Source organism: Alloalcanivorax sp. C16-1 (assembly GCF_046507805.1).
GTDB lineage: Bacteria > Pseudomonadota > Gammaproteobacteria > Pseudomonadales > Alcanivoracaceae > Alloalcanivorax.
In genome coordinates this window covers 410,172-428,860 of sequence record NZ_JBKFTK010000001.1, presented here as the reverse complement: position 1 = coordinate 428,860, position 18,689 = coordinate 410,172, and the positions used below count along the sequence as shown (strand labels likewise).

20 protein-coding genes and 1 tRNA gene are annotated in these 18,689 nt (G+C 66.5%); 10 read left to right on the top strand and 11 right to left on the bottom strand.

Annotation, left to right across the window (positions count from 1 at the left end):
* The first annotated feature begins 112 nt into the window (after positions 1-112).
* Positions 113-1,795 (top strand): carboxylesterase/lipase family protein, encoded by a 1,683-nt coding sequence (locus ACLD0W_RS02115; RefSeq protein WP_410305860.1) that lies wholly within the window; start codon positions 113-115, stop codon positions 1,793-1,795.
* An 11-nt stretch (positions 1,796-1,806) separates the two neighbouring features.
* On the opposite strand, the gene ACLD0W_RS02110 is transcribed toward ACLD0W_RS02115, so the two are convergent.
* Entirely contained in the window at positions 1,807-2,499 is a 693-nt protein-coding gene (locus ACLD0W_RS02110; protein ID WP_410305859.1) for a 4'-phosphopantetheinyl transferase, read from the bottom strand.
* Between the two features lie 120 nt (positions 2,500-2,619).
* On the opposite strand from ACLD0W_RS02110, the gene ACLD0W_RS02105 reads away from it, so the two are divergent.
* From ACLD0W_RS02105 to ACLD0W_RS02095, 3 genes are read left to right on the top strand one after another with little or no spacing between them, the layout of a single operon-like run.
* On the top strand, positions 2,620-3,180 hold the full coding sequence (locus tag ACLD0W_RS02105; protein ID WP_410305858.1) for an NADPH-dependent FMN reductase: 561 nt from the start codon (positions 2,620-2,622) through the stop codon (positions 3,178-3,180).
* Between the two features lie 42 nt (positions 3,181-3,222).
* Positions 3,223-3,942, top strand: a complete 720-nt coding sequence (locus ACLD0W_RS02100; protein WP_410305857.1) for an SDR family oxidoreductase — start codon at positions 3,223-3,225, stop codon at positions 3,940-3,942.
* A complete protein-coding gene (locus ACLD0W_RS02095; RefSeq protein WP_410305856.1) occupies positions 3,939-4,871 on the top strand; it encodes an acyl-CoA dehydrogenase family protein in 933 nt (310 codons plus the stop codon). Before ACLD0W_RS02100 ends, ACLD0W_RS02095 begins: the two co-directional genes overlap by 4 nt.
* Before the next feature lie 62 nt (positions 4,872-4,933).
* Here the strand turns inward: ACLD0W_RS02095 and ACLD0W_RS02090 are convergent, their stop codons facing one another.
* Positions 4,934-5,962, bottom strand: a complete 1,029-nt coding sequence (locus tag ACLD0W_RS02090; RefSeq protein ID WP_410305855.1) for a hypothetical protein — start codon at positions 5,960-5,962, stop codon at positions 4,934-4,936.
* A gap of 140 nt (positions 5,963-6,102) precedes the next feature.
* Between ACLD0W_RS02090 and ACLD0W_RS02085 the strand changes: the two genes are divergently transcribed.
* Positions 6,103-6,405 carry a DUF1330 domain-containing protein gene (locus ACLD0W_RS02085; protein WP_410305854.1) on the top strand — a complete coding sequence of 101 codons (303 nt, stop codon included), beginning with the start codon at positions 6,103-6,105 and terminating at the stop codon, positions 6,403-6,405.
* Between the two features lie 24 nt (positions 6,406-6,429).
* On the opposite strand, the gene ACLD0W_RS02080 is transcribed toward ACLD0W_RS02085, so the two are convergent.
* A complete protein-coding gene (locus ACLD0W_RS02080) occupies positions 6,430-7,629 on the bottom strand; it encodes a type II toxin-antitoxin system HipA family toxin (RefSeq protein WP_410305853.1) in 1,200 nt (399 codons plus the stop codon).
* Positions 7,626-7,886 carry a helix-turn-helix domain-containing protein gene (locus tag ACLD0W_RS02075; protein WP_410305852.1) on the bottom strand — a complete coding sequence of 87 codons (261 nt, stop codon included), beginning with the start codon at positions 7,884-7,886 and terminating at the stop codon, positions 7,626-7,628. The genes ACLD0W_RS02080 and ACLD0W_RS02075 overlap by 4 nt, the downstream gene beginning before the upstream one ends.
* Before the next feature lie 122 nt (positions 7,887-8,008).
* Here ACLD0W_RS02075 and gdhA point away from each other — a divergent pair, with 122 nt between their 5' ends.
* Complete coding sequence (gene gdhA / locus ACLD0W_RS02070; protein WP_410305851.1) at positions 8,009-9,361, top strand: NADP-specific glutamate dehydrogenase; 1,353 nt, start codon at positions 8,009-8,011, stop codon at positions 9,359-9,361.
* Between the two features lie 361 nt (positions 9,362-9,722).
* Positions 9,723-9,965 (top strand): GreA/GreB family elongation factor, encoded by a 243-nt coding sequence (locus ACLD0W_RS02065; RefSeq protein WP_410305850.1) that lies wholly within the window; start codon positions 9,723-9,725, stop codon positions 9,963-9,965.
* Between the two features lie 46 nt (positions 9,966-10,011).
* Here the strand turns inward: ACLD0W_RS02065 and ACLD0W_RS02060 are convergent.
* From ACLD0W_RS02060 to rpsU, 5 genes are all read right to left on the bottom strand, one after another.
* Positions 10,012-10,088, bottom strand: a tRNA-Ile gene (locus ACLD0W_RS02060).
* A 140-nt stretch (positions 10,089-10,228) separates the two neighbouring features.
* Positions 10,229-12,133 (bottom strand): RNA polymerase sigma factor RpoD, encoded by a 1,905-nt coding sequence (gene rpoD / locus ACLD0W_RS02055; protein WP_410305849.1) that lies wholly within the window; start codon positions 12,131-12,133, stop codon positions 10,229-10,231.
* 133 nt (positions 12,134-12,266) lie between these two features.
* Positions 12,267-14,198, bottom strand: coding sequence for a DNA primase (dnaG, locus tag ACLD0W_RS02050; protein ID WP_410305848.1), 1,932 nt, complete (start codon positions 14,196-14,198; stop codon positions 12,267-12,269).
* 56 nt (positions 14,199-14,254) lie between these two features.
* Positions 14,255-14,701: a GatB/YqeY domain-containing protein gene (locus ACLD0W_RS02045; RefSeq protein ID WP_204430352.1), complete on the bottom strand. Its 447-nt coding sequence runs from the start codon at positions 14,699-14,701 to the stop codon at positions 14,255-14,257.
* Between the two features lie 39 nt (positions 14,702-14,740).
* Positions 14,741-14,956, bottom strand: a complete 216-nt coding sequence (gene rpsU / locus ACLD0W_RS02040; protein WP_014993329.1) for a 30S ribosomal protein S21 — start codon at positions 14,954-14,956, stop codon at positions 14,741-14,743.
* Between the two features lie 197 nt (positions 14,957-15,153).
* Here rpsU and tsaD point away from each other — a divergent pair, with 197 nt between their 5' ends.
* Positions 15,154-16,185, top strand: coding sequence for a tRNA (adenosine(37)-N6)-threonylcarbamoyltransferase complex transferase subunit TsaD (gene tsaD / locus ACLD0W_RS02035; protein ID WP_410305847.1), 1,032 nt, complete (start codon positions 15,154-15,156; stop codon positions 16,183-16,185).
* On the opposite strand, the gene plsY is transcribed toward tsaD, so the two are convergent.
* The gene (gene plsY, locus ACLD0W_RS02030; RefSeq protein ID WP_410305846.1) at positions 16,169-16,783 is read right to left on the bottom strand and encodes a glycerol-3-phosphate 1-O-acyltransferase PlsY; all 615 of its coding nucleotides are present in this window, start codon (positions 16,781-16,783) and stop codon (positions 16,169-16,171) included. The genes tsaD and plsY overlap by 17 nt on opposite strands.
* A 46-nt stretch (positions 16,784-16,829) precedes the next feature.
* Between plsY and folB the strand changes: the two genes are divergently transcribed.
* A complete protein-coding gene (gene folB, locus ACLD0W_RS02025; protein ID WP_410305845.1) occupies positions 16,830-17,186 on the top strand; it encodes a dihydroneopterin aldolase in 357 nt (118 codons plus the stop codon).
* The gene (gene folK, locus ACLD0W_RS02020; protein WP_410305844.1) at positions 17,186-17,677 is read left to right on the top strand and encodes a 2-amino-4-hydroxy-6-hydroxymethyldihydropteridine diphosphokinase; all 492 of its coding nucleotides are present in this window, start codon (positions 17,186-17,188) and stop codon (positions 17,675-17,677) included. The genes folB and folK overlap by 1 nt, the downstream gene beginning before the upstream one ends.
* Positions 17,678-17,695: 18 nt before the next feature.
* On the opposite strand, the gene ACLD0W_RS02015 is transcribed toward folK, so the two are convergent.
* Entirely contained in the window at positions 17,696-18,628 is a 933-nt protein-coding gene (locus ACLD0W_RS02015) for a hypothetical protein (protein ID WP_410305843.1), read from the bottom strand.
* Positions 18,629-18,689: the final 61 nt, after the last annotated feature.

The window sequence follows — 18,689 nt, the reverse complement described above, 5'->3', positions numbered from 1 at the left end:
CGGTGGACAGGGAGGGTCTGTTGATTTAATTATCTCTCTGGTGAGTGAATTAAATGGTCGACCCTCCCGGGCGGCCGCATAAATACAACAACCTGAGATTCACGGAGCACTTATGGTTTTCAAAACGCCGCCCCTGGCCAGAACGCTGTTGCTCGCGATGCTGGTGGGCCCGCTGACCGCCTGCCTGGATTCCGATTCCTCCGACTCCGCGCCGCCCACGGCCCGGCCTGAAGTCCGCGTGGAGCAGGGTCGACTGAGCGGTGTCCAAGAGGCCGGCCTCGCGGTCTTCAAAGGCATCCCCTACGCGGCACCGCCGGTGGGTGAGGGGCGCTGGCGGGCGCCCCGCCCGGCGGCCCATTGGCAAGGCGTGCGCCGTGCCGAGGCCTTCGGCCCGAGCTGTGTGCAGCCTGATGTGGCGGAAACCAGCCTCTATCGGGACCCACCGGCGTCGATGAGCGAGGACTGTCTGACGCTGAATGTCTGGGCCCCGGATGACGCCGGGCGTCTGCCGGTGATCGTATGGGTGCATGGCGGTTCCTTGCGCATCGGCGGCAGCGGCCAGCCGGTTTTCGACGGCGCCCGGTTGGCGCGGGAAGGCGCCGTGGTGGTGTCGTTCAACTACCGCCTGGGCGTCCTTGGCTGGCTGGCTTTGGCGGGGTTGAGTGCCGAGTCCGAACAGGGCGTGTCGGGCAATTATGGTCTGCTTGACCAGATCCAGGCCCTGCGCTGGGTACGCGACAACATCGGGCAGTTCGGCGGCGACCCCGCCAATGTCACGATCATGGGCGAATCCGCCGGCGCCTTCAGCGTCACCTATCTGCTGACCAGTCCGCTGGCGCGCGACCTGTTCGACAAGGCCATCGCCCAGAGTGCCAATACCCGTTCCCTGCCCATGCTGAGCAGCGCCGCGAATGGCCTGCCGTCGGCGGAACAGCTCGGCGCGGTGGTGATGGACGAAGCCGGCGCGGCCGGGCCGGAAGCGCTGCGCGCCATGGACGCGGAACAGCTGGTGGCGATCGGCGAGCAGGTCGGCTTCCGGCCGGAAGGCACGGTGGACGGCTGGGCGCTGCCGGACCAGCTGGTGGCCACCTTCGATGCCGGCGAGCAGGCGCGGGTGCCGCTGCTGGCGGGCTTCAACGAGGGGGAGGTGCGCTCCCAGCGAATTTTCATCGCCCCGGCGCCAGCGGATGGCGCCGCCTACGAAAGCCGGATCGGTGAATTGTACGGGGATCTGGCGGACGACTTTCTCACCGTCTATCCCGCCTCGGACCTGGAGTACAGCCTGATGGCCACCGCCCGCGACGCGCTCTATGGGTGGGCCGCGGAGCGCCTGGTTCGCAAGCAGACGGCGGCAGGCGTGCCCGCCTATCTGTACCGCTTCGACTACTGTTACCCGGCTGCCCAGGCGCTGGATCTTTGCGCGTTCCATGCCAGTGACGTGCCGTTCGTGTTCGGCCATGTCGGCGCGGGCGCGCCCCTCTCGGAGAACTGGCCCCGGCCGGTAGGCGAGACGTCCCGCCAGCTGTCGGCGGCGATGATGGACTACTGGGTGTCCTTCGCGCGTACCGGCACGCCGGAGAGCGCGGGACACGCGCAATGGCAGCCTTACGGCACCGACCAGAACTTCATGCGCTTCGCCGACCAGCCGGAGGCCGATACCAACCTGCAGCCGGGCATGTTCGAGCTGGTGGAGGAAGTGGTCTGCCGCCGGCGGGCCGCCGGGCAGCAGTGGTTCTACAACGCCGGTTTGTACGCCGATCCGGTGCCGGCCACGCCGGGCTGCGCCTTGCCATGAAGCCGTTGGGCTCAGGCCGGGACCAGGATCCAGCTGAGCAGGCCGGTGGCATCTTCTTCCACGTCGAACCGCAAGCCATGTCCGGCGCGCCAGTCCGGGGACAGATCGGTGAGCAGCCGGATCCGGTCGCCCTCCAGGGCGGCGTCCTGAAAATAGAAGCGCCGGCCGGTGAGCGGGTAGAGCGCCTTGAACAGGCTCTCCTTCACCGAAAACGTGAGCGTGACGCGGCGGGCCAGGGCGTCCTCGGACAGGCCGGTCAGGGTGTCGCGCTCCGCCGGGGTCAGCAGTTCGTCGCGCAGCCGCGCCGCCCGCGCCGGCGCCAGCCAGCGTTCCCGGTCCAGGCCCAGGCCGCGCCACTGGCGGGCGTCGCCGGTGAGCGCGGCGGCCTCGCCGTGGGAATGGGTGATGGCGCCCACCGCCCCGGCCGGCCAGCGCGGCGCGCGGTCGTCGCCGATGGCGGGCACCGCGTCCAGGCCGGTGGCCAGGCCCAGGGCGGCGCGGGCGCACACACGCCCCGCCAGGTACTCAAGGCGGCGCTTGGCCACCGCCCGTTCCAGCCCCGGAGGCAGCGGGATGCCGGTGCGGGCGAAGGCGTCCCCGGCGAACGCTTCCGGTCGGTAACCACAGCGAGCTAGCACCAGGCCGGGGCCCCGGGCAAGGGTTTCCAGATCGTGCAGGCAGGGGGGCAGGGCGATGTCGGGCATGGCGCCTAGAATAGTGCGCCCGGGACGTGCCGGCCAGCGGCGCCCGTTGCGCCGGGTGCCTGGATAGTGCTAAACCCGGTGTCTCGTTTTTCTTCACCGTCATCGCAAAAGGAGTCGAACATGCTGCGCCTCAACGTGATCATCGCCAGTACCCGCCCGGGCCGGGTGGGGTCCGCCGTGGGCACCTGGTTCTACGAGCTGGCCCGCCACCATGGCAATTTCGACGCTCGCTGGGTGGACCTGGCGGACTTCAACCTGCCGGTGTTCGACGAGCCCTACCACCCCCGTCAGCAGAACTACCAGCACGAACACACCAAGCGCTGGGCCGCCAGCGTGGCCGAGGCGGACGCCTATGTGCTGGTGGTGCCGGAGTACAATTTCGGCCCCACCCCGGCGTTGCTGAACGCCCTCAACTACGTCTACCACGAGTGGAATTACAAGCCGGCGGCGTTCGTCAGCTACGGCGGCATCTCCGGCGGCATGCGTTCCGTGGAGGCCACCAAACCGACCCTGACCACCCTGAAGATGATGCCGCTGATCGAGCAGGTGGCGGTACCGATGGTCCAGGAGCAGCTGGAGGACGGCACCTTCAAGGCCAAGGACATCCAGGAAAAATCCGCCATCGCCATGCTCGATGAACTGGAACGCTGGGCCGACGCCCTCAAGCCGATGCGCGGCTGAAAACACCAATCGCTGAATCAACAATAACAATGGGAGAGCTTGATGAAACGCACCTATCTGATCACCGGTGCCACCAAGGGCATCGGCCGGGCCACCGCCGAGCGGCTGGCCGCCGCCGGCCACGGCGTGGTGGGCATCGCCCGACAGGGCGACGACCCGGACTTTCCCGGCACCCTGGTCAGTGCCGACCTGGGCGACCGGGACCAGGCCGAGGCGGTGTTCAAGGATCTTGCCGGCCGCTTCCAGTTCGACGGTCTGGTCAATAATGTGGGCATGATCAAACCCCAGGCCCTGGGCGAGATCGATCTGGACACCTTCGACGCCATCCACGCCCTGCATCTGCACCCGGCCATCCAGGCCAGCCAGGCGCTGCTGCCGGGCATGAAAGAAAGAGGCTGGGGCCGCATCGTCAATGTCTCCAGCCTGACCATCTTCGGCCTGCCCGGGCGCACCGCCTACGGCAGCGCCAAGGCGGCCATGGTCAACTTCACTCGCACCTGGGCCCTGGAGCTGGCGCGCACCGGCATCACCGTCAACGCCATCGCCCCGGGTCCCATCGAGACCGAACTGTTTCGCGCCAACAACCCCGAGGGCAGCGACCGGGAAGCCGCCTACCTGGCCATGGTGCCCATGGACCGGCTCGGCGAGCCCCGGGAAATCGCCGCCACCCTGGAATTCATGCTTGGCGAGGACAGCGGCTACATGACCGGCCAGACGATCTGCGTGGACGGCGGCGCATCCGTCGGGCGGGCCGCCTTTTGAGTGGGGGTTGGGAGGCATTACGTTCGCTGCTGAGCGCGCCGCCCACGGTCACGGCGCCTCCGGATCTGGCGGCCTGGTCCCGGGGCTGGGCGGCGCTGACGGCGGCGCACCAGGACCCGGTGGCGCTGGCCCTGCACGGCGGCTTCGCCGCCGATCGGGTGGGCTGGGCGTTCGCCGCCGGCTACCAGGCGGCTCTGCGCCGGCTGCTGGCGAACTTCGGCCAGGCCCCCGCCGACGGCGCCCGCCTGGCCCTGTGCGCCACGGAGGAGGGCGGCAATCGCCCCCGGGACATCGCCACCACCCTGCGCGCGGCCGGCGACGGCTGGCGGCTGGATGGCGCCAAAAGCTGGATTACCCTGGGGCCGGTCTGTGACCAACTGCTGGTGGTGGCGCGGCTGGATCAGGAGGGCGACCGCCCGGCGTTGAAAGTGGCGCGGGTGTCCGCCGGCGCCGACGGCGTCCATCTGCGGGACAAACCGCCCCTGGCGTTCGTACCGGAGATTCCCCACACCGCCGCCACCTTCGAGGCGGTGGCGCTGTCCGGGGACGCCCTGCTGGACGGTGACGGCTACGACACCGTGGTCAAACCGTTCCGCACCGTGGAGGACACCTTTATCGCCCTGGCGGTACAGAGCTGGCTGCTGCGCGAAGCCCGGGCGCGCCACTGGCCGGCGGACTTCGCCGAAGCGCTGGCCGCCAGCCTGGTGACCCTGGCCACCCTCAGCGACCGGCCCGCCGATGACCCGGTGACCCATCTGGCGCTGGCCGGCGCCCTGGCCCGCACCCAGAGTCTCTATCAGCAAGCGGACGGTCTCTGGGACGGCGAGACCGACGCCGCCGCCGACCGCTGGCGCCGCGACCGGCCCCTGTTCCAGGTGGCCGGCAAGGCCCGCGCCCTGCGCGCCCAACGGGCCTGGGAACGACTGTAGGCGCCGGCGATCCGCCTTGTCGTTTGCGCGGCTGAAGCCGCTCCTACAACGGGGGGCTTCTTTCAGCGCACAGGGACGGCTTGAAAGAACCCGGCGCTTTGATTGTCGGTGATTGCCAATACCCGGCCTTCCGGATCCTGATGGACCGCCTGGCCGGGTGGCACCGGCGGGCCGTCCCGCCGCCTCGCCGCACCGTCCTCAACCGGGCTGAACCACCAGGACTCCGGCTGTCCCGTCTTGAAGCGCACCCGCACCCGGGTGCCTTCGGGGTAGGACAGAGCGCCCAGGGAAAAGGCGTCATCCAGAGCGCCCTGTACGCGCACCGGCCGGTGTTCCGCGTCCAGGTGGATGCGCCCGCGCAGCCGGGCGCCGGCCAGCGGCACCGCCTCCGCCTCGGGCAGCTCCACCACCCATCGATCCGGGTCCCGCCGGCCATTGGTGTAGACCGTGCCTTTTGAGGCGCGCAGGGCACTGCCGGCGGGCAGCCCGGCGCCGGCCAGCCGGTTGCCGGCGGCCAGCACGCAGCCGTTCACCCACTGCGGCGTACCGCCAGGGTCCAGGTCCGCGGTCAGCGGCTCGTCGCCGGCGCAGCGCCAGCCGTCCCATTCCTGATCACCGGTCAGCCTCATACGCAGCCGCCGGGGAACGTAGTGCCGGCCCTGCTCGCCCCGGTCCAGAAAGCGGCGCACCGCCGACGCCTGGAAGCCGTACACGGATACCGGCGCCGGAAACGCCACCCACTCGAAACTCTCCAGCCGGTCCTTTTCCTTCAGCACCAGCTCGCTGCCGGCGGGCATATCGATGCCCGCCACCCGGGTCGGTGCCTCCAGGGTCACCCGCAGCGCCGCCTGCTCCCGGGCTCCGGCGATCAGCGACCACAGCCCCAGCGCCTGCCAGGCCACATAGGGCACGAACAAAACGCCCAGCCCCGCCGACAGCCACACCGTGCCGCGCCCGTGCCGCTGGCGCCAGCGTCGTACCCGTTGGTTGCCGTGCACCGCCAACCAGAACAACGCCAGCGCCGCGCCGGCCAGCATCGACAGTGTCAGCAGGCCGAGAAAAAGCGGAGAAAAAGAGGCAACCGGAATCACAGCGTCCATCCATCGACGAAGAGGCGCCCGTTATAACAGGGGCGCCCCCGACCCCGCCAGGAAGCGCCGGGCAAAACGGTCATTGCCGGTGCCGGCGGCGCCATGGATAGTCAGGCTTTCGCTTTGACGAGGACAAGCCGATGACTTGCTATGCTGTGGCCCTGATCGACTTCACCGACCCGGGCTGGATCAAGGACTACGTGGCCCGGGTCACGCCCATGGTGGAACGTGCCGGCGGTCGTTACCTGGCGCGCACCAACGCGGTGGACCAGCTGGAAGGGGAGGGCGCGCCACCCCAGACCTTTCTGATTATCGAGTTCCCCTCCCGGGAGGTGGCCGAAGGCTTTTACCGGAGCGAACAATACGCGCCGTTCAAGGCGGCCCGGCAACAGGGTTCGGTGGGGCAGTTTTTCCTGGTGGAGGGACTGGACGGAGCGGGTTGAACGTGGAGTGCGCGGGCCTCGCCTTCAGTGCGGCGTGTTCAGAAAATCGGCCAGTTCGTTGCGAGCCCGCGTCCATTGTTCTTTCATCGATTGGCCGATGTCGCGGAAGTAGGGCGGCGCCTCGTCCATTTCCGGAACCACCCGGTCGACGGCGTTAACCACCTTGGCCATCTGCTCACGGACCGTGGCGGGCGACAACTTGCAGTGCCGTCGGCCCAGCTGTTCGAGCATCTTCACTTTCCACCAGCGCTTGCTGCCGCCGAGCTGCAGAGCCGGCACGTCCTTGCTCAGGTAGACGGTGGTGGTGACGATGTCGAAGGCGGGGGCGAGCCTGACCGCCGACCGGGTATCGGCGTACAGCAACCCGAAGTTTTTCAGATGGGCATCGCCATTTCTTACCGCCCATGACACCAGTAAGGAGGTGAACAAGGTCCGCCGGGCCCGGTTCACCTGCTCCGGGGAGACGTAGGTTTCAACGGTGGCGATCAGCCGTTCGTAGGTACTGTCGTATTTCTCTTCCGGCACCAGGCCCTGCAGGGAACAGGCGTCCTCGAAGCCAAGGAAGCCGCCGTCCCCTTTTACGTCGAAGCGCTCCATCACGAACAGCCGTCCATCCAGGGAAACGTCGAAGCGGGGTACCTCCAGGCCGGCCAGGTCAGCCACCCGCATGCAGTAATACTCGTTCAGCGCCAATTGCGGAAAGTCGTCCCCCCAGGATTTCACGATCAGACGGCCAGAGCGGATCGCGGCTTTATCGCGCAGGTCCACCAGCACTTTGGGTTGGACACCGGAGATCCCCGAACGCAGGGCGTATTTTTCCACCAACTGATCGAACAGATCGGGATCGCCGGAGCGCAGCAGTCCGTCCAGAGTCTCGCCGGACGCCGGCGATTCAACCGGCGTCCCGGGCGCCTGATAGCCAAGCCGGCCGATCTGAAACGGGCCCAGCGAGGCCAGTAACGCCAGGTCGCTGGCGCCATGGAGCTTGCGGACCGTACGGGCCAGCACGTCCTTCAGATAGCCCTCCGGCAGATTCTGGGCGAACACCGGATGCACGCCGGGGAAGTGCCAGGACGCGTCCCGCCAAGGCATGGTCAGTGACACCTCCCGGTCGCGGGCCTCCGGATGATAGGTGAAAGAGAAATCCTTTCTGCCCTGTTCGACCAGGCTGCCCGCCGGCTCACCGTCCACGGTCACGGTGATGCGCTTCACCGGATTGGTCATGTCCGCCTGCCTCTCTCGCCGCGCGCCTGCAGATCATCCAGAGTAGGTCGCGGGCGCACCGGCACCGGTTCGATGGAAAAGCCATACAATTGAAACAGGCGCTCGAGCTTGCCGACGCCCAGCTCCGCGAGCTGCCCGGTCTCGAACTTGGCCACCGTGGTCCGGTCCATGCCGGCCCGCTCGGCCACGGTGCTCTGGGTGTCTCCGGCCAGCCGGCGCAGCTCTCTGAAGCGGCCGCCCAGTTCAATAAGGTCCATAATAGGGTTTCCGTTTTGGCTTTGTGAATATATACCATAAATTAACGATTTTGAGCCGTTATGTGGTTTATATTCACTTTTGAGCCGCTTTTTCGTTTGGCTCGTTGCTACAGGGAATCGTCATGAACCATGTTTCCAGCGTTATCGATGGACTGCGGCAAAGCAGTCCGGGGCAAACCGAGTTTTATCAGGCCGTGGAAGAAGTACTGGAGGTGTTGGCCCCGGTGCTGGACGCCGACCCCCGCTACAAGAACGAAGGGGTTCTGGAGCGTCTGGTGGAGCCGGAGCGTCAGATTTTGTTCCGGGTGGCCTGGGTCGATGACCAGGGCGCGGTGCGGGTCAACAAAGGCTACCGGGTGCAATTCAACTCGGCCCTGGGACCCTACAAGGGGGGGCTCCGTTTTCACCCCAGCGTGAACGGCGGCATCATCAAATTCCTGGGCTTCGAGCAGATTTTCAAGAATGCGCTCACCGGCCTGCCCCTGGGCGGCGGCAAGGGCGGATCGGACTTCAACCCCAAGGGGCGCTCCCAGGGGGAAGTGATGCGCTTCTGCCAGGCGTTCATGACCGCCCTCTATCGGCATATCGGCGCCACCATCGATGTGCCCGCCGGGGACATTGGCGTGGGGCACCGGGAAATCGGCTACCTGTACGGCCAATACCGCCGCCTGAGCGGTCGCTTCGAGGGCGTGCTCACCGGCAAATCGCCGGGCTGGGGCGGCTCCCTGGGGCGTAAGGAAGCCACCGGCTACGGCTGCGTATATTTCGCCGAGAACATGCTGGCGGAGAGAGGCGAGTCGCTGCAAGGCAAACGCTGCCTGGTGTCCGGCGCAGGCAATGTGGCGCTCTACACCCTGGAGAAACTGACGGAACTGGGTGCCCGGCCGATCACCTGCTCGGACTCCAGCGGCACCCTGATCCACCCCGCCGGCCTCGACGTGCCGCTGCTGAAAACCATCAAGGAACAAACACGCGCCGCCCTGGCCTCCTATCGGGACACCCATAAAGAGGCCACCTTTATTCCGGTGGCGGACTACCCGGACGGCGGTTCGCCGGTCTGGCGGCAGGCCGGTGACATCGCCTTCCCCTGCGCCACCCAGAACGAACTGAACGGCGCCGACGCGGAAACCCTGCTCGCCAACGGCGTGGCCTGCGTGTGCGAAGGCGCCAATATGCCCTGCACCCGGGAAGCGGTGTCCCTGTTCCTGCGCGCCGGCATTCTCTACGGCCCGGGCAAGGCCGCCAACGCCGGCGGCGTGGCCGTCAGCCAGCTGGAAATGCAGCAAAACGCCGCCATGGCCCGCTGGCCGGTGGAACAGGTGGACGACACCTTGCGCGCCATCATGCGTGGCATCCACCAAAGCGCCAGCCAAACAGCGCTGGAATTCGGCGCCCCCGGCAACCTGGTGCTCGGCGCCAACATCGCCGGCTTCCGCCGCGTCGCCGACGCCATGATCGACCAGGGCGTGTTCTGAACGGCGACGCCATCAGGCTGGCTTGCTTTATCTTTTTATTGGGCTATGGTCGAGCGTTGAGTTCATTCATGGTTCGAGGCACGCCGTGATTATCCGCCGCATTTTTCTGACCGTTTCCCCCACCTTCCTCCCTTAAGCCGGACGGGCCCGCCCGTCCGGCGTTTCGTGCTTTATCCATATCGTTAATTTCCAATCAGGAGATGTGCTGATGGCGCCCCTGTGTGCGCGACGCTGCCTGCCCGGTTTCTCGGCGAAGGCGCGCGGCTACCTGTCCGTTCGCGGATGGTGGATGTTATCCCCGCCGTTGCTCGGCGGTTTGTTGGCAAGAATGGAACAAAGAAGGGACCGGCGGGACCGCTCAATGACCGCGGACATCGACACCCGGGTCTGGATCATCGACCTGGACCACGGCGGCGAAATGGACTTCGTACTGGTGGAACCGGCCCGCGCGAAGCCCAACCGTCGCCTGATCTCCATCCTCTCGCCCTTCGGCGAGGCGCTGTTCGGCGCCCGCGTGGGCGACATGGTCCACCCGCGATTTCTCGGCCACGAATACAGTGTCCTGATCAAACGGGTGGAACCCTGGCAGGAGTCAGAATCATGAGTAAGGAAAGAGAAAAAGGGATGAGTGGAGGGGCGAGCGAAGCGAGTGGTGGGCCCACCAGGACTTGAACCTGGAACCAACGGATTATGAGTCCGCTGCTCTAACCAATTGAGCTATAGGCCCGCTGAGCGGTCTGGCTGTCTTTAAAAGGAGGGCGTGTGTCTTTTGTGTGTCTGTCTCTACGTCCTTGTGGCGCCTTTCCGGCGCTTCTTATAAAACGGCCCGGGCGGGGTTGCCGTCCGGGCCGGTAGTTATAAACCAGCTTACATGTCCGCGTCCAGGAAACTGCGGAGGTGCTCGCTGCGCGAGGGATGGCGCAGCTTGCGCAGGGCCTTGGCCTCGATCTGACGGATCCGCTCCCGGGTCACGTCGAACTGCTTGCCGACTTCTTCCAGGGTGTGGTCCGTGTTCATGTCGATGCCGAAGCGCATGCGCAGCACCTTGGCTTCCCGGGCGGTGAGGTTGGCCAGCACTTCCCGGGTGGCCTCTTCCAGGCCCAGGGAGGTGGCGGAGTCCACCGGGGAGTCCATGTTGCCGTCCTCGATAAAGTCGCCCAGGCTGGAGTCCTCGTCGTCGCCGATGGGAGTCTCCATGGAGATCGGTTCCTTGGCGATCTTCAGGACCTTGCGCACTTTGTCTTCCGGCATTTCCAGGCGCTGGCCCAGTTCTTCCGGGGTCGGTTCACGGCCCATTTCCTGGAGCATCTGGCGCTGCACGCGGTTGATCTTGTTGATCGTCTCTATCATGTGCACCGGAATCCGGATGGTGCGGGCCTGGTCCGCGATGGAGCGGGTGATGGCCTGCCGGATCCACCAGGTGGCGTAGGTGGAGAACTTGTAACCGCGACGGTATTCGAACTTGTCCACCGCCTTCATCAGGCCGATGTTGCCTTCCTGGATCAGGTCCAGGAACTGCAGGCCCCGGTTGGTGTACTTCTTGGCGATGGAGATCACCAGACGCAGGTTGGCCTCGACCATTTCCTTCTTGGCGCGGCGGGCCTTGGCTTCACCGATGGAGATGCGACGGTTGATCTCCTTGATGTCCGCCACCGGCAGGCCGACGATCTCTTCCAGGGTGCTGATCTTGCGCTGGTTGCGCTGGATGTCTTCCTTCATCAGCGACAGCTTGTCGCCGTAATCCTTGGCTTTCTTGCCCTTGAGCTGGCTGTCCACCCAGTCGGTGTTGGTTTCGTTGCCCGGGAACACCTTGATGAAGTCGCGGCGCGGCATGCCGGCGCGGCGAATCGCCAGGGTCATGATCTGGCGTTCGAACTTGCGGGTGGTGTCCAGGTGGTTACGGGCGGCGTTGAGCAGCTCGTCGTAAATACGCGGCACCAGCTTGAACAGGGTGAAGTGTTCAGCCAGGGATTCCTGGGCCTTGGCGGTGCTGGCGTGGTCGCGGCCGTTGCGCTTCAGCGAGCGCAGGGCTTTTTCCTGGCGCTTGCGCAGTTCCGCGAAGCGCTCGGCGGCCAGTACCGGATCCAGACCACCTTCATCTTCCTCGGAGTCGTCGTCGGATTCCTTGTCATCGGAGTCCTCGTCGTCGTCCTCCTCTTCTTTTTCCTTCGCCTTGGCGGCGGCTTCTTCGTCCTTTTTCTTCTGGCTGAAGCGCGGCTCTTTATTGGCGGCGGTGGCGGCGGCGCCGTCGTCATTCGGGTCCAGATAGCCGGCGATCACGTCGGTGAGCTTGCGCTCCTCGTCGACGATGCGCTGGTATTCGTCGAGCACCATGTCCACCGCGCCGGGCCAGTAGGCCAGGGCGTGCATCACTTCGCGGGTGCCTTCCTCGATGCGCTTGGCGATTTCGATCTCGCCTTCGCGGGTGAGCAGCTCCACGGTGCCCATTTCGCGCATGTACATGCGCACCGGGTCGGTGGTACGGCCGGGCTCGTTCTCCACCGAAGCCAGTACGGCGGCGGCTTCCTCGGCGGCCATCTCGTCGGTGCTTTCCGCACTCTCGTCCATCATGATCTGATCGGCATCGGTGGCTTTCTCGACCACGGAGATGCCCATGTCGTTGATCATCTGGATGATGTCTTCCACCTGATCCGTGTCCGTGATGGACTCGGGCAGATGGTCGTTCACCTCGGCGTAGGTCAGGTAACCCTGTTCCTTGCCCAGCGCGATCAACTGCTTCAGCTGTGATTGCTGCTGTTTTTGAGTGCTCATGCGTAAAGCCCGTAGGTTGACGAGGTGTCTTGGGGAAACGGCGTATTATACGTGGATATGGGGGTCGGAGCCAGTTTGTACAAGGTGGTGTGCGTGTCTTGGCATGGTCCCGGTGGCGCGCCACCGGGGCGGCTCAGCGGTCCCGGGCCGACACTTCGCGGGCCCGGTGCCGGGCATCGGCCAGGGCGCGGATCAGCTCCGCCAGCCGGCCCACGTCCGGATCAGGGCGGCGCTGCTCTTCTTCAAGGGCCTGCTCCAGGGCCAGGGTGTGCAGGTGCTGCAGGGCGTCTTCCCAATAGAGGCGCGCCACCCGGGCGTCCATGGGCGGTTTGAGCGCCTCGCGGAGCAACGTGGACAGGTTTTCGCCCTGTTCCAGGGCCATGGCCGCGCCCAGCAGGGCCGCCGGCGTGCCGCCCTGGTCCCGGGCGGTGTGGGCCACCTGGGTCAGCAGGTCCTTCTGCGGCAAATGCAGCCGCTCGAGCCCTTCCGGCAGGGGGTGCTCTTCCAGCACCTGGGGGTGCGACAGCAGCACCAGCACCAGCCGTTCCACCAGGGTCAGGCCGCCGCCGGCGGGGCGGCTCTGGCGGGCCGGCCGGCGGGCCCGGGGGGCCGCCGCCGCGTAGTCCTGGTGGTCCGGGGGGCTGTCCCAGTCTGGCGGTGGGCCCGGGTCGTGGTCCGGGGGCGGCGCGTCCCAGGGGGCCGCTTCCGGCTCCCGGCGGGGCGCCGGCGCTTCGGCGGCGGTGCGCCGGCCCGGCAGGCTTTCGCGCAGCTTTTCCAGGGAGGCCCGCTCCAGGCGGGTGAGCCGTGCCAGCTCTTCCTCGAGCAGCGCCCGGTAGACCGGCCCCGCCGGCTTGTCGAGGAACGGCAGCGCCAGGCGCGCCAGGCGGGCGCGGCCGTCCACGGTGTTCAGATCCAGCCCCTCGGACAGGTGACTGAACAGGTAAGTGGCCAGGGTGTCCGCCTTGTCAGTAAGCGCTAACAAAGCTTCCGGCCCCTGGGCGCGCACCAGGGTGTCCGGGTCTTCGCCCTCCGGCAGAAACAGGAAGCGGGCCTGCTTGCCGTCGTCCAGGGCCGGCAGGGCGGATTCCAGGGCGCGCCAGGCGGCGCGCCGGCCGGCGTTGTCGCCGTCGAAGCAGAACACCACCTCGTTGACCTGCCGGAACAGGGTGTGGCAGTGGTCCTCGCTGGTGGCGGTGCCCAGGGTGGCCACCGCGTTGGGCACGCCGTGCTGGGCCAGGGCAATCACGTCCATATAGCCTTCCACCACATACAGGCGGTCGGTCTTGTCGCGGCTCTGGCGCCACTCCCACAGGCCATACAGTTCGCGGCCCTTGTGGAACACCGGGGTTTCCGGGCTGTTCAGGTATTTCGGCTTGCCGTCGCCGAGCACCCGGCCGCCGAAGCCGATGGTGCGGCCGCGGCTGTCGCGGATCGGAAACTGGATGCGGTCGCGGAATTTGTCGTAGGTGCGGCCGCTGTCTTCCTTGCGCACCAGCAGGCCGGCGGTGAGAGCCTGCTCTATGCCCTCGTTGTCCAGGCTCAGGCCCTGGCTCAGGTTGTCGTAGCCCGGCGGCGCGAAGCCCAGCCCGTAGCGGGCGGCGATCTCGCCGGTGAGGCCGCGGCCCTTCAGGTACTGCACCGCTTTCTGACGGTCCGGGGCGCTCTTGAGCTGCTGGCGGTAGAAGCGCTCCGCCCGGGTGAGCAGGTCGTAGAGGGTCTGCAGCCGGTCTCGCTTGGCCTTTTCCTTGCGCCCGTCGTGGCCTTCCTCGCGGGGGATCTCCATGCCGGCGCGGGTGGCCAGCTGCTCCACCGCCTCGGGGAAGTTGAGGTGGTCGTATTCCATCAGGAAGCCCACCGCGTTGCCGGAGGCGCCACAGCCGAAGCAGTAATAGAACTGCTTGTCCGGGGCCACCGTGAACGACGGCGTTTTTTCCTGGTGGAAGGGGCAGCAGGCGGAATAGTTGCGGCCGGTCTTCTTCAGCGGCACACGGGCGTCGATCAACGCCACCAGATCGGTGCGGGCGAGAAGATCCTGGATGAAATGTTCGGGAATGCGGCCGGCCATGGAAGGAAATCTTCCTCGCAGTGTCGCGCCGGATCAAGCAGTGGCGCGGGCCAGCGCTAGCTCAGGCGTTGTTTGACCTTGCCGCTGACGGCGCCGATGTCGGCGCGGCCCTGCAGTCGCGGCTTGAGCTCGCCCATCACCTTGCCCATGTCCTGCATGCCGGCGGCGCCGGTGCTGGCGATGGCGTCATCGATCAGGGCGTCGATTTCGGCGTCGGTGAGCGGGGTGGGCAGAAATTCCTGGAGCACCGCCATTTCCGCTTCTTCGGTCTCGGCCAGATCGTTCCGGCCGGCGTCGCGGTATTGCTGGGCGGCGTCCTTGCGCTGCTTGATCTGCTTGTCGAGCAGCGCAAGGATGCGCGCGTCGTCCAACTCAATGCGCTCGTCCACCTCGACCTGTTTGATCGCGGCGGTGGCCATGCGCAGGGTGCCCAGACGGGCCTTATCCCGGGCGCGCATGGCGTCCTTGACGGCGGCGTTGAGTTGGTCCTTGAGCGCGCTCATTACAGCATCGGCACGCCGGGCGGGCGCCCGGCGAAAGCCTTAGTACAGGCGCTTACGCGCCAGCTGTTCGCGCTGGAGCTTCTTCAGGTGACGCTTTACAGCGGCGGCACGCTTGCGCTTACGCTCCTGAGTGGGCTTCTCGTAGTTCTCACGACGACGGACTTCGGAGAGCACACCGGCTTTTTCGCAGGAACGTTTGAAACGGCGCAGGGCCACGTCGAAGGGTTCGCCTTCTTTCACTTTCACCTGAGGCATGAAGTATCACCTACCTTGAATATAACGGTTAATTGGAGCTGCCGGGGCTCAGGTGTCCCTCGGGCAACCGGTCGGCCACCCGGGCAGCAGGGCGCGAATTCTACCTTAGCGCGGAGAAAATGCAAAGCCGGGACCGGGGCGGTATCATGCGCCCCCCGGCGGGGCATTGCGCCCGGGCCGGCGAAACGGGAGCAACAATGCGCGTATTGGGCATCGAATCCAGCTGCGACGAGACCGGCGTGGCCCTCTATGACACCGAGCGCGGCCTGCTTGGCCAGGCCCTGTTCAGCCAGATCGACATGCACGCCGCCTACGGGGGCGTGGTGCCGGAACTGGCCAGCCGCGACCATGTGCGCCGCCTGCTGCCGCTGATCCGTCAGGTGCTGAGCGAGGCGGGCTGCGGCCCGGAGCAGGTGGACGGCGTGGCCTTCACCGCCGGGCCGGGGCTGGCCGGGGCGCTGCTGGTGGGCGCCGGCGTGGGCCGGGCCCTGGCCTATGGCTGGGGTGTGCCGGCGGTACCGGTGCACCATATGGAAGGCCACTTGCTGGCGCCGTTGCTGGAGGACGATGGGCCGGAGTTCCCGTTCGTGGCGCTGCTGGTCAGCGGCGGCCATTCGCTGCTGCTGGAAGCCCGCGCCCTGGGCGACTACCACCCCCTGGGCGAGTCCGTGGACGACGCCGCCGGCGAGGCCTTCGACAAGGTCGCCAAGATGATGGGCCTGGGTTACCCGGGCGGCCCGCGGGTGGCCGCCCTGGCGGAGAAGGGCCAGGCCGGCCGGTTCCGCTTTCCCCGGCCGATGACCGATCGGCCCGGCCTGGACATGAGCTTTTCCGGGCTCAAGACCTTTACGCTCAACACCATTAATGACCTGGGGGGCGCCGAGGCGCTGTCCGACCAGGACCGGGCGGACATCGCCCTGGCCTTCCAGGACGCGGCGGTGGACACGCTGGTGATCAAATGCCGGCGGGCCATGGAGCAGACCGGCGGCAAACGGCTGGTGGTGGCTGGTGGGGTGAGCGCCAACCGCGCCCTGCGCGAGAAGCTGGACGCGGCCATGGCCAAACGGGGCGTGCGGGTGTTCTATCCGGCACTGGCCTACTGCACCGACAACGGCGCCATGATCGCCTACGCCGGCGCTCTGCGCCTGGCCGCCGGCGAACGCAGCGGCCTGCCCATCGCCGTGCGCCCGCGCTGGCCGCTGGCGGAGCTGGCTAGCCTTTCTTCTTAAAGCCCAACTCCTCGCCGCTGAGCAGCTTGGCCAGATTGCTGCGGTGGCGGAACACCATAATGGCGGTGAGCGCCACCATCGGCCAGAACGCCGCCGGCAGCCAGAACCACAGACTGATCGGCGCGGCCACGAAGGCGCTCAGCGACGCCACCGAGGAAATCCGCGTCACCGCGAACACCGCCAGCCAGACCGCGCCGGCCACCAGCCCGGTGGGCCAGTGCAGCGGGAACAGCAGGCCGAAGGCGGTGGCCACGCCCTTGCCGCCCCGGAACTGGAAGAACACCGGGAACAAGTGACCGAGAAAGGCGCAGAAGCCCACCAGGGCGGCGCCGAAGGCGTTCATGCCCAGCCCGTAGGCCACCGCCACCGGAATCGTGCCCTTCAGCACATCGCCCAGCAGCGTCAGGGCGGCGGCGGGCTTGCCGCCGATGCGCAGCACATTGGTGGCGCCGGGATTGCTGGAGCCCTGGGTACGCGGGTCGGGATAGCCGAACAGCCGGCACACCAGAATGGCGCTGGAAATCGATCCCAGCAGATAGGCCGCCGCGCACAAAGGCAGCAGCCAGACTCCGCTTTCCTGTAATGCTAAGGTGTCCACCGGCTATAATCCCGCTACGAAATCCCGGGCATTATCAAGGACCAGCATGGACATCGTCTATATCAGCGACCTGAAGGTCGACACGGTGATCGGCATCTACGACTGGGAGCGCCGCATCCGCCAGACCGTCAGCCTCGACCTGGAGATGGCCACCGACATCCGTCGCGCCGCCGCCAGCGATCACATCGACGACGCGCTTAACTACAAGGCCATTGGCAAGCGCATTATTCAGTACATCGAGGACAGCGATTTCCAGCTGGTGGAAACCCTGGCGGAACGGGTGGCGGAGCTGGTGCGCGACGAGTTCGGCGTCACCTGGCTGAAGCTGCGGTTGAGCAAGCCCGGCGCCCTGCGCGGTTCCCGGGACGTGGGGGTGATCATCGAGCGGGGGGAGCGGTCCTGATGCCCACGGTCTATCTGAGCCTCGGTTCCAATATCGACCGCGACCACAATATCCACTCCGGCCTCGATCAACTGGCCGCCGAATTCGGTGAGCTGGGCCTCAGCCCGGTGTACGAAAGCGAAGCGGTGGGGTTCAGCGGCGACGCCTTCTACAATCTGGTGGCGTCCCTGGACACGGACCTGCCGGTGGGCAAGCTGGCTGAGCGCCTGCACGCCATCGAGCGGGCCCATGGCCGGGTGCGCGGCGAAAAGAAATTCGCCAGCCGCACCCTGGACATCGACATCCTTACCTACGGCGACCTCACCGGCGACATCGACGGCGTGGAACTGCCCCGCGGCGAGATCCTCAAGCACGCCTTCGTGCTGCGCCCACTGGCCGACCTGGCCCCGCGCGCCGAGCATCCGGTGCTGAAGCGCACCTACGCGGCGCTGCTCGAGGACTATCGCTTCCCCGAACAGCGCCTGTGGCAGGTGCCGTTCGTCTGGCCCTGAGCGGGCTCAGAGACCGGCTCAGAAGGGCGCGAATATCGGGCCGATGGCCTCCGTGACCCACTGCTCGAATTCCTCGCAGGTGTAATGGGTGCCCACGCCGTTCAGGGTGATCAGAATGTCATCGGTCTCCACCACGGTCAGGTTCAGGCTGGTGCCCTCACCGCCTTCCAAGGTGAGGTCGCCCTGGGTCGGGCAGAGCTGGAAGATAAACGGGGTGATCGGTGCGTGGGTGGTCAGGGTGATCGAGCCACCGGCCAGGCCCACCTGGCCTGAAAGCGCCATGACCGGGCCGTTGCCCTGGTCGAGCAGTCGCTGGGTGTAGTCTTTCAGCACCCAGTTGAAATCTCCGCTTGGTAGCTCGCTGTTTTCATCAATATCGACCAAATAACCCAGGGTGCCGTTCACGTTCTCGAAATTCGGGCTTTCCAGGCCGGTCTCGAAGTCGAGCGGCATAACGCCGTCGAAGCCAAACACGATGCGGCCATTCAGTTCACTCTGAGGGTCCTCGTCCACGACCGAGACACGATAGTCGTCGGCCTTGATCAGGCTGGGCGGCGCTTCTCCATTCTCGCTGGGATACTCGATACTCAGCGCCCCGTCCACGGTGATGCGACTGCTCTGGCCGTTTTCCTCCACAACGCAATCGTTCGCCGTCAATCGCGTCGGACGTCCTTGTTCATCCTCGACCACCGAGCCTTGTCCGCTCAGACAGTCGCTCCCGTCCAGTAGATAATTCACCGGCGAGAAGAGCGCCTGCGGGCCGTAAAGCAGGAAGCCGTTCAGCAGCACAATGTCACCGGTGACCCGGGCCGCATTGTCTTCGGTGAAAACCAGGGTACTGCCGGACGCCTGCGGTTCCGGGTCGGGTCGATAGTTGTCGTCCTCGCAGGCGGACAACAGTACGGACGCGGCGAGCAGCGCCGCCATGGCGTGGTGTTTTTCGAGTTTCATTTCGAGTCGCCCCCCTAAGAGCGTGGGCCCGGCCGGACCTTGCCACCCTGGCTCGGTCCTG

Bases quoted from the DNA above. Each gene is read 5' to 3' on its own strand.
- ACLD0W_RS02115 (WP_410305860.1), top strand. From the start codon at position 113: ATGGTTTTCAAAACGCCGCCCCTGGCCAGAACGCTGTTGCTCGCGATG.
- ACLD0W_RS02110 (WP_410305859.1), bottom strand. From the start codon at position 2,499: ATGCCCGACATCGCCCTGCCCCCCTGCCTGCACGATCTGGAAACCCTT.
- ACLD0W_RS02105 (WP_410305858.1), top strand. From the start codon at position 2,620: ATGCTGCGCCTCAACGTGATCATCGCCAGTACCCGCCCGGGCCGGGTG.
- ACLD0W_RS02100 (WP_410305857.1), top strand. From the start codon at position 3,223: ATGAAACGCACCTATCTGATCACCGGTGCCACCAAGGGCATCGGCCGG.
- ACLD0W_RS02085 (WP_410305854.1), top strand. From the start codon at position 6,103: ATGACTTGCTATGCTGTGGCCCTGATCGACTTCACCGACCCGGGCTGG.
- ACLD0W_RS02080 (WP_410305853.1), bottom strand. From the start codon at position 7,629: ATGACCAATCCGGTGAAGCGCATCACCGTGACCGTGGACGGTGAGCCG.
- ACLD0W_RS02075 (WP_410305852.1), bottom strand. From the start codon at position 7,886: ATGGACCTTATTGAACTGGGCGGCCGCTTCAGAGAGCTGCGCCGGCTG.
- gdhA (WP_410305851.1), top strand. From the start codon at position 8,009: ATGAACCATGTTTCCAGCGTTATCGATGGACTGCGGCAAAGCAGTCCG.
- ACLD0W_RS02065 (WP_410305850.1), top strand. From the start codon at position 9,723: ATGACCGCGGACATCGACACCCGGGTCTGGATCATCGACCTGGACCAC.
- rpoD (WP_410305849.1), bottom strand. From the start codon at position 12,133: ATGAGCACTCAAAAACAGCAGCAATCACAGCTGAAGCAGTTGATCGCG.
- dnaG (WP_410305848.1), bottom strand. From the start codon at position 14,198: ATGGCCGGCCGCATTCCCGAACATTTCATCCAGGATCTTCTCGCCCGC.
- ACLD0W_RS02045 (WP_204430352.1), bottom strand. From the start codon at position 14,701: ATGAGCGCGCTCAAGGACCAACTCAACGCCGCCGTCAAGGACGCCATG.
- rpsU (WP_014993329.1), bottom strand. From the start codon at position 14,956: ATGCCTCAGGTGAAAGTGAAAGAAGGCGAACCCTTCGACGTGGCCCTG.
- tsaD (WP_410305847.1), top strand. From the start codon at position 15,154: ATGCGCGTATTGGGCATCGAATCCAGCTGCGACGAGACCGGCGTGGCC.
- folB (WP_410305845.1), top strand. From the start codon at position 16,830: ATGGACATCGTCTATATCAGCGACCTGAAGGTCGACACGGTGATCGGC.
- folK (WP_410305844.1), top strand. From the start codon at position 17,186: ATGCCCACGGTCTATCTGAGCCTCGGTTCCAATATCGACCGCGACCAC.
- ACLD0W_RS02015 (WP_410305843.1), bottom strand. From the start codon at position 18,628: ATGAAACTCGAAAAACACCACGCCATGGCGGCGCTGCTCGCCGCGTCC.